Raw genomic sequence first — 15860 nt, 5'->3', positions numbered from 1 at the left:
CGTGTGTCAGGACGATCGCCGGAGCGCAAGCTCAGAAGTCGTGGCGCACGCCCACCGAGTACATGCGGCGGTCGGTCGTGGTCACGCCGGCGCCGTTTTCCACGTCGCCGTCGAGGTAGGCACCGTACACGCGGGTGCGCTTGGAGAAGGCGTAGGTCACGCCGGCCGACAGCGCGGAACCCTTGGCGGTGGTGGCGCCAGCGACGCTCTCGGCCTTGCTGTAGGCATAGCCCACCGAGAAGTCCAGGTTGCCCACCGGCACGTTCACGCCGACGGTGTAGCCGTTGGCCTTGGCGCCGTTCTTGATTTCAGCGCGGTTGTAGCCGGCCGACAGGCGGGCCACGCCGAAGTTGTACGCACCGGCGACGGTGGTGTACTCGCGGTTGTTGGCCTTCTGGTCCTGGTAGCCCACACCCACGTCCAGGTTGCCGGCGCGGTAGCGCAGGTTGAACGCGGTGGTGTCGGCCTTCACGGTCGCGTCTTCGTCGAGCGCGTAGCTGGCGCCGAGGCTGAAGCCGCCGAAGGAGGGCGATTCGTAGCGGATCTGGTTGCTGCCGCGGCTCGAGTAGTCGGCCACACCGGCGGTGTAGGCGATCTTGGTCGGGGTGAACTCCGAGTCCCAGAGGTTGCTGCTGACGCTCAGGTCGCGGATGTCGTCGAACGAGGTGTCGTGACGGCCGAGCTTGACCGTGCCGAAGCCGCCGCTCAGGCCGACGATGGACTGGCGATCGAACGCGCTGCCGGCGGCTTGCGTGCCGGCGCTGCTGTCAAAACCTTGCTCCAGACCGAAGATCGCCTTGAGGCCACCGCCCAGGTCTTCGCTGCCGCGCAGGCCCCAGCGGGTGGAGGACAGGTTGCCGCTGAACATCTGCGTGCTGCTCACGCCGTTGACCTTGTTGGAACCGATCGAGGAGTCGATGCGGCCGTACAGGGTGACGTTGGACTGCGCCATGGCGGCGCCCGTGGTGGCCAGGACGGCCAGAGCGACGAGGCTCTTCTTCATGTGGTTGCTCCGATGAAATTGCACAGGACCCGTGAAGGTCCCTTGCTTCCCGCACCATTGCAGGAAGTCCTTCGTATTTCATCGAAGCGCCACGAAAACTCTGTGACATCGGGCGCCCGCAACAGGGTTTGCCCCGAGATACAACACATGGCCCCGCGGTGGCCTCGGTCTGTCATCACCCTGCCATGAAAATGGTAGCAACTAGAATCCTCTGAACCATGACACACGACATCATCGTTCTCGGCGCGGGCATGGTGGGCGTGGGCTGCGCGCTGCACCTGCAGGCCCGCGGCCAGTCCGTCGCCTTGCTCGACCGGCGCGCACCCGGGCTCGAAACCTCCTACGGCAACGCCGGCATCATCCAGCGCGAGGCCATCGCGCCCTATGCCTTGCCGCGAGACCTCGGCTTCCTGATGTCGGGGGCGACCAACCGGCGCGTCGATGTGCGTTACCAGGCCAGCGATGCCCTGCGCATGCTCGGTCCGCTGTGGGCCTACTACCGGAACTCCGCGCCCGATGCCTACCGCCAGATCTCCCGCGAGTACGAGACCCTGATCGCGCTCTCGCTGGACACGCACACGCAGCTGATGCGCGACGCGGGCGCCGATGACCTCGTGGCCGGCCAGGGCTACCTCATGCTCTACCGCAGCGAGCGCGAGCTGCACGACTTCTTCCAGGTGGCCGACGAGCGCGCCCAGGCCGGTGTGCACCACCTCAAGCTCAGCGGCGCGGACGTGGCGCGCGAAGAGCCCGCGCTGGTGGGCGAATTTGCCGGCGCCGTGCGCTGGACCGACCCGGTGGCCATCCGCAGCCCGGGCGACCTGGTGCAGGCCTATGCGCGCCTGTTCGAGCAACGCGGCGGCGCGCTGCACCTGGGCGACGCCATGACGCTGCGCCGCAACGGTCCGGAGGGCTGGCAGGTGGACACCGCCGACGGGCGCACGCTGACGGCGAAACAGGTGGTCGTGGCGCTGGGCCCGTGGAGCCTGGAGCTCACCTCCCGCTTCGGCTACTCGGCGCCCATGATCCCCAAGCGCGGCTACCACCTGCACTACGCCCGCCTGCCAGGCAAGACCTTGAACAGCACCGTCATCGATGCCGAATACGGCTACGTGGTCGCGCCCATGAAGGACGGCCTGCGGCTCACCACCGGCGCCGAACTGGCGAGCGTCGACGCACCGCGCACGACCGGCCAGATCGACGCGGCCGAAAAGATCGCGCGCCAGAGCTTCCCGCTCGGCGAGCGCGTGGAACCCGAGCCCTGGATGGGCACGCGCCCCTGCATGCCCGACATGAAGCCCGTGTTCGGCGCCGTGCCCTCGGTGCCCGGCCTGTGGTGCGCCTTCGGGCACGGGCACCAGGGCTTCACCCTGGGCCCGGTGACCGGTGAACTGCTGGCCGCGATGATGACGGGCGCGACGCCGCGCGTGGACGTGCGGCCGTTTTCGCCGGCCCGCTTCAGCTGAGCGCGCACGCACTCAGCGGCCCACCGCTTGCGCGCACTCCACCACCACGCGGCGCAGCCACTCGTTGGCCGGAGCGTGCTGCGTGCGCGGGTGCCACAGCATGCGCACGTCGAACAGCGGTAGCTCCAGCGGGATGTCGAACATGTCGATGCGCGCCATCTGCGTCATGCGACGGGCCAGCCGGACCGGCACGCAGGCCACCATGTCGGAAGTCTCCAGCACGAACGGCAGGGCCAGGAAGCTGGGCTTGATCATGTGCACGTTGCGGCTCACGCCGTGTGGCCGCAGCGCGGTGTCGATCTGCACGTTGTAGATCTGGGCCAGGTCGAGCCCGATGGTCACATTTTTGCCGAAGTGCTTGGGGTTGGTCTGCAGCACATGGATCTTCGCGCCCGGCGCTTCCTCGCGCAGCCGGCGCACCACCGAAGGCATCACCAGCAGGTCGATGTAGTCGATGACGATCAGTCGGAAGGTGTGCTGCGCCGTGGCGGGGTCGAAGGGCGTCGCGGGCTCCAGCACGCGCTCCACCGCCGTGCCGCTGGTGCGCTCGGGCAAGGTGCGCGCGCTGGCCGTCACCAGCCCCAAGCGCAGCTCGGCCTTGCCCGATGTGCCGGCCGTGAGCGAGGCCCTGCCCGGCTACGACGGCGACGGCTGGCAGGGCTTCTACGTGCCCGCGGGCACGCCCAAGGACATCATCGGCCGCTTCAACACCGAGCTGGTGAAGATCCTGCACACGCCCGATGTGCAGAAGAAGCTCGAAGGCCTGGGGCTCGTCGCCATGGGCACCTCGGTGGAGGATTTCGCCAAGGTCTCGTGCGCCGAATACGACAAGTGGGGCAAGATCGCCAAAGCCAACAACATCCGGGTGGAATGAGATCGGGCGGGCGGCCTTCAGCCCCCTGACTGGCCCGGTGCCCGCCCGCGGCGCGCCCGAGGCTGCGCGAGCTGCTCGCTGGACACCTCGATCGCGCGCATGAACTGTTGCGCCGCAGGCGACAGCGCCGCACCACGCCGCCAGGTGAGTCCGATGGGGCGCAACAGAGGGGGCAGTTCGAGCGGCAACACGGCCAGCAGCCCGAGCCCGATGTAGTGCTGGGCTGCGATGCGCGAGAGCACGCCGATGGCATCGGTCGATTGCAGGTAGGCCAGGATCACGTGGGTGGACAGCGTTTCCACCGTGTTGCCGGGCAGGCCCACGCCATGTTCGTGAAAGGCGATCTCCAGCGGCTCGCGGGGCAGGGAGCCCACAGGGGGCAGGATCCAGGCAAAGTCCGCCAGCGTCGTCCAATCGACGCGCCGCCGACGCGCCAGCGGGTGGCCCGCGCGCACCACCAGGGCGCTGGAGCCATCGAACAGGGCCTTTTCCGTGAGCCCGTCGTCGACCAGTGCCTCGCTGCGCAGGCGGCCGACGATGAAGTCGAGCCCGCCTCGCCGCAGTGCGGGCAGGAGCACGTCCATCGGCCCTTCGTGCAGGGCCACCGTCGTGGTGGGCGACTGCTGCTTGAGCAAGGCCAGTGCCCTGGGGACCAGCGCGGGCGTCATGGCCGGCAGCGCCCCCACGCTGCAGCGACCGGACGCGCCGGACATGAGCGCGCGCAGTTCATCGCGCGTCTGCGCCAGGCCGCTGAGCATGCTGCGCGCCTGGCGGATCATGCATTCGCCATAGATCGTGGGGTGGACGCCCCGGGCCGTGCGCTCGAACAGGCGCACCCCCAGGCCGCGCTCGAGTTCACCCAGCGCCAGCGACACCGCAGGCTGCGACACATGCAGGCTCAGCGCCACTTTGCCGAGGTTGCGAAGGTCGTCCAGCGCGACCAGCAATTGCAGGTGGCGCGGCTTCAACTGCGCGCGGAAGAATCGGTCGATCTCGGTCATGGGCGTTCGACTTTGCCATAAGTATCTGCTAATGATAAAGCCGATATTTCTGTCTTGTGTGCTTATGGATGCCGTCGCATGATGGCCGCACCCACCGAGACAAGGAAGTGCAAGCCATGAAACCGGACATCATCGACATCCATCCGCACGTGATCAGCGACGAGCCCGATCGCCACCCCCTATCGCCGCTCACGGGCGAACAATCCGGCTGGTCGCGCGAGCGCCCCGTCACCTACACGCAACTGCTGCGCGCGATGGACGAGGCCGGCATCGCGCAGGCCGTGCTGGTGCAGGCCTCCACCTGCTACGGCCACGACAACCGCTATGTGGCCGAGGCGGTGGCCGCGCATCCGGACCGGTTCTCCGGTGTGTTCTCGGTGGACATGCTGGCGCCCGACGCACCGCAGGCCATTGCGCGCTGGGTGGACGCCGGCCTCGACGGCTTGCGCGTCTTCATCGCTGGCCACACCACGAGCCACGACGGCGCGCGGCTGGACGACCCGCGGGCCTTCCCCGCGTGGGAATACGCGGTGTCGCGCGGCCTGCCGGTGGCCGTGCAACTGCGCGCCCATGGGCTGCCCCAGCTGGTGGCGCTGCTGGAACGGTTTCCACAGGCCCGGGTGGTGCTCGACCATTTCGCGCGCCCCGAACTGGACGGCGGCGTGCCTTATGCCAAGGCCCAGGCTCTGTTTGCGCTGGCGCGTTTTCCCAACCTGTTCCTCAAGTACACCACGCACAACGTGCGCGAATCCGCCGCCGGCGCTTCCACCCCGCAGGCGTTCATCCGCCGTGCGGTGGAGGTGTTCGGTGCCGACCGGATTGCCTGGGGCTCCAACTTCCCCGCCTCCGACGGTCCCTTGCCGGCGTTGCTGAACGGCGTGCGCCAGGCGCTGGCCGCGCTCCCGGCCGCCGAGCAGGCGGCCATTCTGGGCGGCACCGCGCGGCGCCTGTACCCCGAGCTCGCGCGCGCCGCGGCCGCCACCGCTTGAAGCCAGGAGGCACCGCCATGACACTTCGCCTGCCGACCCTGCTCGGCAACTACCCCGGCACCCGCGCCGTGCGCGAAGGGACCGTCCGGTCCCCGCTGTTCGAGCTCGACATCTGCGATGCCAAGGTCTCCAACCGCGTGTTTCCGCGCGTGGTCAACACCCGTGAGTTCGCGGTGGCCGAAATCGCGCTGACCACCTTCTTCCAGGCACGCGCCGCCGGTCGACCGCTGGTGCTCATGCCGGCGGTCATCGGGGCCGGTCGCCACCAGCACCAGTGCCTGGTCTACAACGCCGAGCGCAGCGCGCCGTTGACGCCGGACACGCTGGCCGGCAAGCGCGTGGGCATCCGCTCCGTCGGCCAGACCACCGTGACCTGGGTTCGGGGCATTCTGCAGAACGAGCATGGCGTGGAGCTGGAGGCGGTGCGCTGGGTGACGTTCGAGAACGCGCACCTGAATGGTTTCGCCGACCCGTCCGGCATGGAGCGCGCGCAGGGCGACAAGCCGCTGCTCGATCGCCTGTACGACGGCGAGCTCGACGCCGCCATCATCGGCACCGGCCTGCCGGACGACCCGCGCCTGCAGCCCGTGATCCCCCACCCCAGGCAGGCCGCGCACGACTGGTCGCTGCGCCATGGCGCGGTGTCCATCAACCACATGGTCGCGCTCGATGCCGACATGGCGCGCGAGCGCCCGGACATCGTGCGCGAGGTCTGGCGCCTGCTCTGCGAAGGCAAGCGCATCGCCGCCGAACCGCGCGTCGGGGGCTTCGACCTCACGCCTTTCGGGCTGGCGCCGAACCGGGCCTCCCTCGCCCTGTTGCTCCAATACGCGCAGCAGCAGCACCTGCTTGCCCGGCCGCTGTCGGTCGACGAGCTCTTTGACGACACCACCCGGGCACTGGAAGCGGTATTCCAGCCCGATCTCACGGAGACCACCGCATGAACAAGAGAACCCTCATGGCCCTTGCCCTGGCCGCCCTGGCCAGCGCGGCGTCCGGCGTTGCATCGGCACAGGCGCATGTCACGCGCATCATCGTGCCCTTTGCCGCCGGCGGCGCGCGCGAGGCGCTGGCGCGCACCTTCTACACCGAACTGGGCACCGAGCTTCAGCGCACCGTCATCGTCGACAGCCGGGGCGGCGCGGGCGGTGCCATCGGCACCACGGCGGTTGCCCGTGCGGAGCCCGACGGGCGAACCCTGCTCATGGCCGCGTCCAGCCATTTCGTCACGGCGCAACTGGCGGCCAAGCCGACCTACGAGCCGGTGAAGGACTTCGTGCCCGTCGCCAACATCGGTACGCAGAGCTACGTGCTCATGATCAGCGCGGCGCTGCCGGCGAAGAACCTCAAGGAATTCATCGCGCTGGCCAAGTCCAAGCCGGGCGAGTTCAACTACGCCTCGGCCGGCATTGGCAGCTCCACCCACCTCGCGATGGCCTACCTGCTCAACGTGGCGGACGCCGACCTCGTGCACGTGCCCTTCAAGTCCACACAGGAAGCCGCCAACGAGGTGAGCACCGGCCGGGTGCAGGCCCTGATCGTGCCCAACGCCGGCATCGGTCCCTATGTGCAGAACGCGGGGCTTCGCATCATCGGGGTCACCTCGTCCAAGCGGTCGGCGCTGCTGCCCAACGTCCCCACCGTGGCCGAGGCCGGTCTGCCGTCCTACATCTTCGAGTCCTGGTTCGGCCTGCTGGCGCCGGCGAACACGCCCAAGGCCACGGTCGAGCAGATCAACGCGGCGGTGACCAAGGTGCTGGCCCAGGATGCCGTCAAACAGCGCCTGGCCACCCAGGGCGTGCTGACCCATGCCATGACGCCGCCCGAGTTCAACAAGCTCTTCCTGGCCGACCGCGAGTTGATGGCCCGCGTGGTGCAAAGCTCCGGCCTCAAGGCCGAGTGAAGGCGCCGGCGGCCCGATGCCGCCCAAAGAAAAAGCCCGCCATGAACTTCATGGCGGGCTTTTCAGCGTTTGTTGGTGCCGGAGAGATGAATCGAACACCCGACCTTCTCATTACGAATGAGCTGCTCTACCGACTGAGCTACACCGGCAACGTCTCACATTATAGCCCGATGTGGATCAGGCTTCCCGGTGGTAGGCCGTGACGCGCTCGACTTCGTTCTTCGAGCCCAGGATCACGCTGACGCGTTCGTGCAGTTTGCCGGGCTTGATATCGAGGATGCGCTCGCGGCCGTTGGTGGCGGCGCCGCCGGCCTGTTCGACCAGCCAGCTCATGGGGTTGGCCTCGTACATCAGGCGCAGCTTGCCTGGCTTGTTTGGCTCGCGCTTGTCCCAGGGGTACATGAAGATGCCGCCGCGCGTGAGGATGCGGTGCACGTCGGCCACCATGCTGGCGATCCAGCGCATGTTGAAGTCCTTGCCGCGCGGGCCTTCCTGGCCGGCCAGGCATTCGTCCACATAGCGCTTCACCGGGGCGTCCCAGTGGCGCATGTTGCTCATGTTGATGGCGAATTCCTTGGTGTCGGCCGGGATCTTCACGTTTTCCTGGGTCAGCACGAAGGAGCCCTGCTCCCGGTCGAGCGTGAACATGGCCACGCCGTCACCCACGGTGAGCACCAGCGTGGTCTGCGGGCCGTACACGCAGTAGCCGGCGGCCACCTGGTGGGCGCCGCTCTGCAGGAAGTCCTGCTCGCTCACGCCGGCGCTGCCGTCGGGCTTCTTGAGCACGCTGAAGATGGTGCCGATGCTCACGTTCACATCGATGTTGCTGGAGCCGTCCAGGGGATCGAACAGCAGCAGGTACTCGCCCTGGGGGTAGCGGTTGGGCACCACGTAGATGCTGTCCATTTCCTCGCTGGCCATGGCCGCGAGGTGACCGCCCCATTCGTTGGCCTCGATCAGCACCTCGTTGGCGATGATGTCGAGCTTTTTCTGCACTTCGCCCTGCACGTTCTCGGTGGACGCCGCACCGAGCACGCCGCCCAGGTCGCCCTTGTTCACGGCCTGGCTGATGCTCTTGCAGGCGCGCGCCACGACTTCGAGCAGCAGGCGGAGCTGGGAGGGGATGTGGCCGTCGACGCGCTGTTGTTCGACGAGGTAGCGGGTGAGGGAGATGCGTTGGGTCATGAAGGATTTCCGTTTCAGTCGGCGAGGGCGCGGGTTACTACTTCGCGCACGTCGTTGCTCAGGTCGGGCTTGGCGGCCACGCGGGCGATGGCCTCGCGCGCCGCGCTGCGGTAGGGCTCGGCAAGTTTCTTCCAGCGGTCGAGCGCGCGCGCCAGGCGGGCGGCGACCTGCGGGTTGAAGGCGTCGAGTTCGACCACGCGCTCGCTCCAGAACAGGTAGCCCGCCGCATCGGCGCGGTGGAAGGCGCCCGGGTTGGCGCTGCAGTAGCTGAAGATCACGCTGCGCGCGCGGTTGGGGTTCTTGAGGTTGAAGTCCGGGTGGGCCATGAGCTTGCGCACCGCCGGCAGCACATTGCCGTTGCGGTCGGGCGCACCGGCCTGCAGGGCGAACCACTTGTCGAGCACCAGGGCCTCGTCGCGGAACAGGGCGTGGAAGCGGGCGAGCGCATCGCGGGCGAGCGCGTGCTCGCTCACGACCAGGGCCGACAGCGCGTTGAAGCGGTCGGTCATGTTGCCGGCGTCCTTGAAGTGCTGGTAGGCCTTGCCCGGCCAGACGGCGTCGCCGTGGTGGCGCGCGGCCAGGCAGAGCATGGTGAGCGACAGGCCGGCGAGCGCGCGGCGGCCGGTGCTGACCGGGTCGGGGCGGTAGGCGCCGTTGTCCTTGTGGTGCTCGAAGGCCCAGGCCCAGTCGTCCTGCAGGGCGGTGGCGAGCTGCTCGCGCATGGCTTCGCGCACCGCGTGCACGCGCTGCGGGTCGACCTCGGCGAGCTGTTCGGCGATGTAGGTTTCGCTCGGCAGCGTGAGCACCAGTTCCTTGAACGCGGCGTCCAGGTGCTGGTGGCGCAGCACGTCGCGCATGGCACCGAGAAAGGCGCCGTCCAGCGGGGCGGTGGACGCCGGGCCTTCGGCCAGGATGGCCATGAGCGCGCGGCGCAGGGCCAGGCGCTGGCCGGCTTCCCAGCGGTTGAACGGGTCGGGGTCGGACGCGAGCAGGGTGAGCAGCTGCGCGTCGGTGTAGTGGCATTCCAGCACCACCGGCGCGGAAAAGCCGCGCAGCAGCGAGGGCACGGGCGCGCTGTCCAGGTTCACGAAGGTGAAGCTCTCGCTGGCCTGGGTGAGCACGAAGGTGCGGCTGCCGGCCTCGGGCTGCGTCCAGTGCGCCAGTTGCAGGGGCAACTGCTGGCCTTCAGGGCTGAGCAGGCCGAGCGAGACCGGGATCACGAACGGGTCCTTGGCGGCCTGGCCCGGCGTGGGCATGCAGCTTTGCGACAGCGTGAGCGTGTAGCTGCGTGCGACGGCGTCGTACACGCCCTCGGCGCGCACGTGCGGCGTGCCGGCCTGGCTGTACCAGCGCTTGAACTGGGGCAGCAGGTGGTGCAGGTCGCTCTCGGGGTTGGCGTCGGCGATGGCCTGGGCGAAGTCGTCGCAGGTGACGGCCTGGCCGTCGTGCCGCTCGAAGTACAGCTTCATGCCCCTGGCGAAGCCTTCGCGGCCAACCAGGGTCTGCATCATGCGCACCACCTCGGCGCCTTTTTCGTAGACGGTGACGGTGTAGAAGTTGTTGATCTCGGCGTAGCTGTCGGGCCGCACCGGGTGGGCCATGGGGCCGGCGTCCTCGGGGAACTGCGCGGTGCGCAGCACGCGCACGTCCTCGATGCGCTTGACCGCGCGCGCCGAGGGTTCGGCGCACAGGTCCATGCTGAATTCCTGGTCGCGGAAGACGGTGAGGCCTTCCTTGAGGCTGAGCTGGAACCAGTCGCGGCAGGTGACGCGGTTGCCGGTCCAGTTGTGAAAGTACTCGTGGCCCACCACCGATTCGATGTTGGCGAAATCGGTGTCGGTGGCCGTGGCGGCGTTGGCCAGCACGTACTTGGTGTTGAAGATGTTGAGGCCCTTGTTCTCCATCGCGCCCATGTTGAAGTCGCTGGTGGCGACGATCATGAAGCGCTCCAGGTCGAGCGGCAGGCCGAAGCGGGCCTCGTCCCAGGCCACGCTGGCGATCAGCGAGTTCATCGCGTGCTCGGTCTTGTCCATGTCGCCCGGGCGCACATAGACCTGCAGCAGGTGCTTGCCGCCGCTGCGCGAGGTGATGCGCTGCTCGCGCGCCACCAGCTGGCCGGCGACCAGGGCGAACAGATAGCACGGCTTCTTGTGCGGATCGACCCACTTGGCGAAGTGGCGGCCCTCATTGCCGGGTCCTTGCAGGGTGCCTTCTTCCACCAGGTTGCCGTTGGACAGCAGCACCGGGTACTTCGCCTTGTCGGCGCGCAGCGTCACGGTGTAGCTGGCCATCACGTCGGGGCGGTCCAGGAAGTAGGTGATGCGGCGGAAGCCCTCGGCTTCGCATTGCGTGAAGAAGGTGCCCTGGCTCACGTAGAGGCCCATGAGCTGCGTGTTCTTCTCGGGCACGCAGATCGTGAAAATCTCCAGGTCGAAGGCCTCGCTGCCCTCGGGCAGGCTCTCCAGCACCAGCTGGCTGCCTTCGATCTTGAAGGAGCAGCCCGCGCCGTTGACCAGCACCCGGGCGACGCTGAGGTCTTCGCCGTCCAGGCGCAGGGCCTGTGCCGGCACGTCCGGGTTGCGGCGCACGCGCATGCGGTTGAGCACGCGGGTCTTGGCCGGGTCCAGGTCGAAACTGAGATCGACGGTGTCGATCCAGTAGGCCGGGGCGGCGTAGTCCTCGCGGCGGACCACCGTGGCGGGGCCTTCACGCAATGAGCTCATGGATCAAACTCCCTGTTTGAGTGACGCTTCGATGAAGGGGTCGAGGTCGCCGTCCAGCACCTTCTGGGTGGCGGAGATCTCGACGTTGGTGCGCAGGTCCTTGATGCGGCTGTTGTCCAGCACGTACGAGCGGATCTGGTGGCCCCAGCCCACGTCGGTCTTCGTGTCTTCGAGCTTCTGCTGCTCTTCCTGGCGTTTGCGAAGTTCGTGGTCGTACAGGCGCGAGCGCAGGCGTTTCCACGCCACGTCGCGGTTGCTGTGCTGGCTGCGGCCGTCCTGGCATTGCACCACGATGCCGGTGGGGATGTGCGTGAGGCGCACGGCCGAATCGGTCTTGTTGATGTGCTGGCCGCCCGCGCCCGAGGCGCGGAAGGTGTCGGTGCGCACGTCGGCCGGGTTGATGTCGATCTCGATCGAGTCGTCCACCTCGGGGTAGACGAAGATGGACGCGAACGAGGTGTGGCGCCCGCCCGAGGAATCGAACGGGCTCTTGCGCACCAGGCGGTGCACGCCGGTTTCGGTGCGCAGAAGGCCAAAGGCGTACTCGCCCTCGACCTTGATGGTCGCGCTCTTGATGCCGGCGGTGTCGCCCTCGGTCTCGTCCTCGATGGTGGTCTTGAAGCCCTTGCGCTCGGCGTACTTGAGGTACTGGCGCAGCAGCATGCTGGCCCAGTCGCAGGCCTCGGTGCCGCCCGCGCCGGCCTGGATGTCCACGAAACAGTTCAACGGATCGGCCGGGTTGTTGAACATGCGGCGGAACTCGAGCTTCTCCACCTCGGCGGCCAGCTTGGCGGCTTCGCCTTCGATGGTGAGCAGGCCGGCGGTGTCACCGTCTTCGCTCGACATCTCGAACAGCTCGGTGTTGTCGTTGAGCTCGCCGGTGAGGCGGTCGAGCACCAGCACCACGTCTTCCAGGGATTTTTTCTCGCGGCCCAGGTCCTGGGCGCGCTTGGGGTCGTTCCAGACCGTCGGGTCTTCGAGCGCGGACTCGACTTCCTTCAGCTTCGATGCCTTGGCATCGTAGTCAAAGATACCTCCGGAGCTCGACCACCCGGGTGGTCAGGTCTTCGAGCTGGCTTCGGATGGCGTTGCTGCGTTCGGCTTCCATGGGACGTTTTCCTGCTGTCTGTAGGTAAAGACGGCGATTTTCTCACGGGAGAGCCGGGGCCTGCAGGCGGTGCCCGGTGTCAGAAGCGCCACTTGGCCCCGACCATGAAGGCGGCGGTACCCAGGACCTGCACTTCGAGGGACGACGAGGGCGAAAGCTGGTAACCGATCGCCGGGACCACGGCGGGTGAAAAACCGCCCACGTTCAAGGGCACCTTGTCCTTGTATTGACCGACGTAGCCGTAGAGGATGCCGGCCGTCACCGACACATACACCTTGGGCTGGCTGGGCAGCAGGCCGGGCCATTGTTTGCCCACGAAGGCGTAGGCCGAAGGCTGGCCGAAGGAGTTGCGGAACAGGCTGATGCCGCAACTGCGGTCGTTCGGCAGCAGGCGGCTCAGGCTGAAGGCGAACACGGGCTTGTGTTCCGGATCGTGAGACCAGTGGTGCGTGTAGGGGGAGAAAAAGGCCTCGTAGCGCGGTTCGGTGGCGCCTTTCGCCACCGGATCGTCGATGCCGGGGCACAGCGTCCAGTCGATCGCCTGGGCCGGTGTGGACAGCGCCGCCAGCAGGGCGAAGGCAGCCAGAGGGCGTGTGAGGTTGAGGCGGGCGTGGGTCGTGGGCGAGGTGTGAACCATAGTGCACAAGTATGCACGCCACCGGCGTTGCGACTGCAACAATCCGTACATCAGTCCGGGGATTGGAGGAAATCCTCGATCAGGCGCGCCAGTTCCTCCGGCTGGTCGTGGTGCATCATGTGCCCGGCATCGGGCACCTCGGCGCTGCGCAGCCGGGGCACGGCCTGCAGGCGCTCGTGGTACTGCGCCAGGGTGAATTTGCCCTTCCACCACTGACTCAGGCTGTCGTCGCTGGCGGTCACCGAGAGCACGGGCGCGCCGATGCGGCGGTAGAGCTCCAGGGCCTCGTCGAGCCGGTAGAGGTTCGCGCTGATCACCTTGTGGGCCGCGTCGCCCAGGATCTCCCAGCCGCCGTCGGCGTTTTGCGCGGCCCATTGGCGCGCCAGCCAGTCGGCCTTGTCGCGCGGCAGGCGCGGGTTGGTCTTCATCAGGCGCTGCGCCACGCCGTCGACCGAGTCGTAGGCCTTCAGGCCGTTCTCACCCCGGTGCAGGGCCTTGACCTCGTCGATCCATTGCGCAAAGCGCCCGGGCGCCTGCGCGGCCCGCGTCTCGGGCATGCCGAAGCCTTCGAGGTTCACGAGCCGGCGGATGCGCTGGGGGCGCACCCCGCTGTACATCATGGCGATGTTGCCGCCCATGCTGTGACCCACCAGGTCCACCGCGCGCTCGCCGGCGAAGTGGTCGAGCAGGATGTCGAGGTCGGCGAGGTAGTCGGGGAACCAGTAGTTGTCGGGTGCGGGGCCATCGGCCTTGGTGAGGCCGAAGCCGCGCCAGTCGGGCGCGATGATCCAGCGATCGCTGCGCATCGCGTCCACCACGAATTGCCAGGAGGCGGACACGTCCATCCAGCCGTGCACCAGCACCAGGGGCGCTTGCGCGGCATCGGGCTGGCCCCACTGGCGCACGTGGTAGTTGAGGTGGCGCACCGGGACGAACTCGGTGCGGGATGGTTTCAGGGCTTGGTACATTCGATCGATCATAGAGAACGAGACGGAGACCGGCCATGCGATCGAGTCAAGCCAGAGACAAGTTCCCCCAGTCCGCGAAAGACCTCTACGACCCCCTGCACCGGCGCTTCGGCTGGCAGGTGCCGACGCATTTCAACATCGCCGATGTCTGCATGCGGCGCTGGGCCGAGCGGCCGGCCACCGCCTTGCGCACGGCGGTGATCGCCTGCGCGCCGGGCCGCGAACCGCGCCACCACCGCTACATGGAGCTGCTGGAGCAGGCCAACCGCCTGTCCAACGCCCTGGCCGCGCTGGGCGTGCAGCGCGGCGACCGCGTGGCCATCGTGCTGCCGCAGCGCTTCGAGACCGCGGTGGCCTACATGGCGGTCTTGCAGCTGGGCGCGGTGGGCATGCCGCTGTCGCAGCTGTTCGGCCCCGACGCGCTGGAGTACCGCCTGCACGACAGCGAGGCCGTGGTCGCGATCTGCGACCAGCCTTCGCTGCCCGCGCTGCTGGGCGTGCGCGAGCGCTGCCCCTTGCTGCGCGCGGTGATCGGGCTCGATGGCGACGGCACGCCCGAGGGCATGCGCGCCGACCTCGACTGGACCGAGCTGCTGGCGCAGGAGCCCACGGACTTCGCGCCCGTGAACACCTATGCCGACGAGGCCGCGGTGCTGATCTACACCAGCGGCACGACCGGCAACCCCAAAGGTGCCTTGATCCCGCACCGCGCGCTGATCGGCAACCTGAGCGGTTTCGTGTGCAGCCAGAACTGGTTCGGGTTCGACCCGTTCGATGCCTCGGTGGTGTCGAAAGCGGTGTTCTGGTCGCCGGCCGACTGGGCCTGGACCGGCGGCCTGATGGACGCCTTGTTGCCCACGCTGTACTTCGGCCGGCCCATCGTGGGCTACAGCGGGCGCTTTGCGCCCGAGCTGGCGTTCGAGCTGATGCAGCGGCATGGGGTGACCCACAGCTTCCTGTTTCCCACGGCGTTGAAGGCGATGATGAAGTCGGTGCCGGTGGTGCGGCCGCGTTACCGGTTGAAGCTGCAGGCACTGATGAGCGCGGGCGAGGCGGTGGGGGATGCGGTGTTCGCGTGGTGCCGCGATCAGCTGGGGGTGACGGTGAACGAGATGTTCGGCCAGACCGAGATCAACTACATCGTGGGCAATTGCGCGCCGTTGTGGCCAGCGAAGCCGGGCAGCATGGGCAAGGCTTACCCGGGGCACCGGGTGGCGGTGCTGGACGACGAGGGCCAGGAATGCCCGGTGGGGGTGCCGGGGGATGTGGCGGTGCACCGGCTGGATGGGCATGGCGATCCCGACCCGGTGTTTTTTCTGGGCTACTGGAAGAACGAGGGCGCGACGCGCGCGAAGTACACGGGCGACCCGGCAGACAGCTGGTGCCGCACGGGCGATCTGGCGACGCGCGATGCCGACGGCTATCTCTGGTACCAGGGGCGGGCGGACGACGTGTTCAAGGCGGCGGGTTACCGCATCGGGCCGAGCGAGATCGAGAACTGTCTGGTGAAGCACGCTTCGGTGGCGAACGCGGCCGTCGTGCCGAAGCCGGATGCCGAGCGGGGGGCGGTGGTGAAGGCCTTTGTGGTGCTGGCCCCGGGCTGCTCCGGGGACGATGCGCTGGTGAAGGCGCTGCAGCTGCACGTGAAGGGGATGTTGGCGCCTTACGAGTACCCCAAGGAGATCGAGTTCATCGACGCGCTGCCCATGACGACCACGGGGAAGGTGCAGCGGCGGGTTTTGCGGTTGCTGGAGGAGGAGCGGGCGCGAGCTTCTCTTTAGCCTGCGTTTGTGCGGGGCCGCTGGTGCGGGTGGGTGCGCAAAAGGGAAGTCCAGATTCAACTTTTGATTGAATCGCTCGCCCTCTCGACGGATGGTGGGGTTCGCGGGCGCAGGCGCCGATTCGCGGTTGCCACAGAGGGTGAGTGAGGGGGTGGTGTTGACGAAGTGATGTTGGCGGACCCGGGCAGTCGTCCGCGAGCAGCGCCGGAGAACGCGGACCAC

At 67.9% G+C, this 15860-nt stretch carries 14 protein-coding genes and 1 tRNA gene; 6 read left to right on the top strand and 9 right to left on the bottom strand.

Annotation, left to right across the window (positions count from 1 at the left end; translation table 11 throughout):
* Positions 1-31: 31 nt before the first annotated feature.
* Positions 32-1003, bottom strand: coding sequence for a porin (locus AC07ZS_RS15810; protein ID WP_494799482.1), 972 nt, complete (start codon positions 1001-1003; stop codon positions 32-34).
* Positions 1004-1221: 218 nt separating this feature from the next.
* Between AC07ZS_RS15810 and AC07ZS_RS15805 the strand changes: the two genes are divergently transcribed.
* Positions 1222-2469, top strand: coding sequence for an NAD(P)/FAD-dependent oxidoreductase (locus AC07ZS_RS15805; RefSeq protein ID WP_494799481.1), 1248 nt, complete (start codon positions 1222-1224; stop codon positions 2467-2469).
* 12 nt (positions 2470-2481) lie between these two features.
* Here AC07ZS_RS15805 and AC07ZS_RS15800 read toward each other — a convergent pair whose 3' ends face one another.
* Positions 2482-3024, bottom strand: a complete 543-nt coding sequence (locus AC07ZS_RS15800; protein ID WP_494799480.1) for a LysR substrate-binding domain-containing protein — start codon at positions 3022-3024, stop codon at positions 2482-2484.
* Here AC07ZS_RS15800 and AC07ZS_RS15795 point away from each other — a divergent pair.
* Positions 3002-3343 (top strand): Bug family tripartite tricarboxylate transporter substrate binding protein, encoded by a 342-nt coding sequence (locus tag AC07ZS_RS15795; protein WP_494799479.1) that lies wholly within the window; start codon positions 3002-3004, stop codon positions 3341-3343. The two genes, AC07ZS_RS15800 and AC07ZS_RS15795, sit on opposite strands and share 23 nt — an antisense overlap.
* Before the next feature lie 17 nt (positions 3344-3360).
* On the opposite strand, the gene AC07ZS_RS15790 is transcribed toward AC07ZS_RS15795, so the two are convergent.
* Positions 3361-4344 carry a LysR substrate-binding domain-containing protein gene (locus AC07ZS_RS15790; RefSeq protein ID WP_494799478.1) on the bottom strand — a complete coding sequence of 328 codons (984 nt, stop codon included), beginning with the start codon at positions 4342-4344 and terminating at the stop codon, positions 3361-3363.
* Between the two features lie 116 nt (positions 4345-4460).
* Here AC07ZS_RS15790 and AC07ZS_RS15785 point away from each other — a divergent pair, with 116 nt between their 5' ends.
* From AC07ZS_RS15785 to AC07ZS_RS15775, 3 genes are read left to right on the top strand one after another with little or no spacing between them, the layout of a single operon-like run.
* A complete protein-coding gene (locus AC07ZS_RS15785) occupies positions 4461-5333 on the top strand; it encodes an amidohydrolase family protein (RefSeq protein WP_494799477.1) in 873 nt (290 codons plus the stop codon).
* Positions 5334-5350: 17 nt separating this feature from the next.
* Positions 5351-6277, top strand: coding sequence for a substrate-binding domain-containing protein (locus AC07ZS_RS15780; RefSeq protein ID WP_494799476.1), 927 nt, complete (start codon positions 5351-5353; stop codon positions 6275-6277).
* Complete coding sequence (locus tag AC07ZS_RS15775) at positions 6274-7236, top strand: tripartite tricarboxylate transporter substrate-binding protein (RefSeq protein WP_494799475.1); 963 nt, start codon at positions 6274-6276, stop codon at positions 7234-7236. Before AC07ZS_RS15780 ends, AC07ZS_RS15775 begins: the two co-directional genes overlap by 4 nt.
* 73 nt (positions 7237-7309) lie before the next feature.
* On the opposite strand, the gene AC07ZS_RS15770 is transcribed toward AC07ZS_RS15775, so the two are convergent.
* The 6 genes from AC07ZS_RS15770 to AC07ZS_RS15745 all read right to left on the bottom strand — a co-directional run bounded on the left by AC07ZS_RS15770 (position 7310) and on the right by AC07ZS_RS15745 (position 13857).
* A tRNA-Thr gene (locus AC07ZS_RS15770) sits at positions 7310-7385 on the bottom strand.
* 28 nt (positions 7386-7413) lie between these two features.
* Entirely contained in the window at positions 7414-8421 is a 1008-nt protein-coding gene (locus AC07ZS_RS15765; protein ID WP_494799474.1) for a class 1 fructose-bisphosphatase, read from the bottom strand.
* Positions 8422-8435: 14 nt separating this feature from the next.
* Positions 8436-11144, bottom strand: a complete 2709-nt coding sequence (pepN, locus tag AC07ZS_RS15760) for an aminopeptidase N (RefSeq protein WP_494799473.1) — start codon at positions 11142-11144, stop codon at positions 8436-8438.
* A gap of 3 nt (positions 11145-11147) precedes the next feature.
* Positions 11148-12252, bottom strand: a protein-coding gene (prfB, locus tag AC07ZS_RS15755) for a peptide chain release factor 2 (protein ID WP_494799472.1) whose coding sequence is annotated in 2 segments (ribosomal slippage) — positions 11148-12170 and positions 12172-12252 — 1104 coding nt in all. Because the reading frame shifts where the segments join, the coding sequence is not laid out codon by codon here.
* Positions 12253-12331: 79 nt separating this feature from the next.
* The gene (locus AC07ZS_RS15750) at positions 12332-12889 is read right to left on the bottom strand and encodes a hypothetical protein (RefSeq protein WP_494799471.1); all 558 of its coding nucleotides are present in this window, start codon (positions 12887-12889) and stop codon (positions 12332-12334) included.
* 50 nt (positions 12890-12939) lie between these two features.
* Positions 12940-13857: an alpha/beta fold hydrolase gene (locus tag AC07ZS_RS15745; RefSeq protein ID WP_494799470.1), complete on the bottom strand. Its 918-nt coding sequence runs from the start codon at positions 13855-13857 to the stop codon at positions 12940-12942.
* 35 nt (positions 13858-13892) lie between these two features.
* Between AC07ZS_RS15745 and AC07ZS_RS15740 the strand changes: the two genes are divergently transcribed.
* Entirely contained in the window at positions 13893-15638 is a 1746-nt protein-coding gene (locus tag AC07ZS_RS15740) for an acetate--CoA ligase (RefSeq protein WP_494799469.1), read from the top strand.
* The last annotated feature ends 222 nt before the right edge of the window (positions 15639-15860 follow it).

The sequence above is a fragment of the Hydrogenophaga sp. GW456-12-10-14-TSB4 genome (genome assembly GCF_059424305.1).
This window is presented reverse-complemented; position numbering and strand designations above follow the sequence as displayed.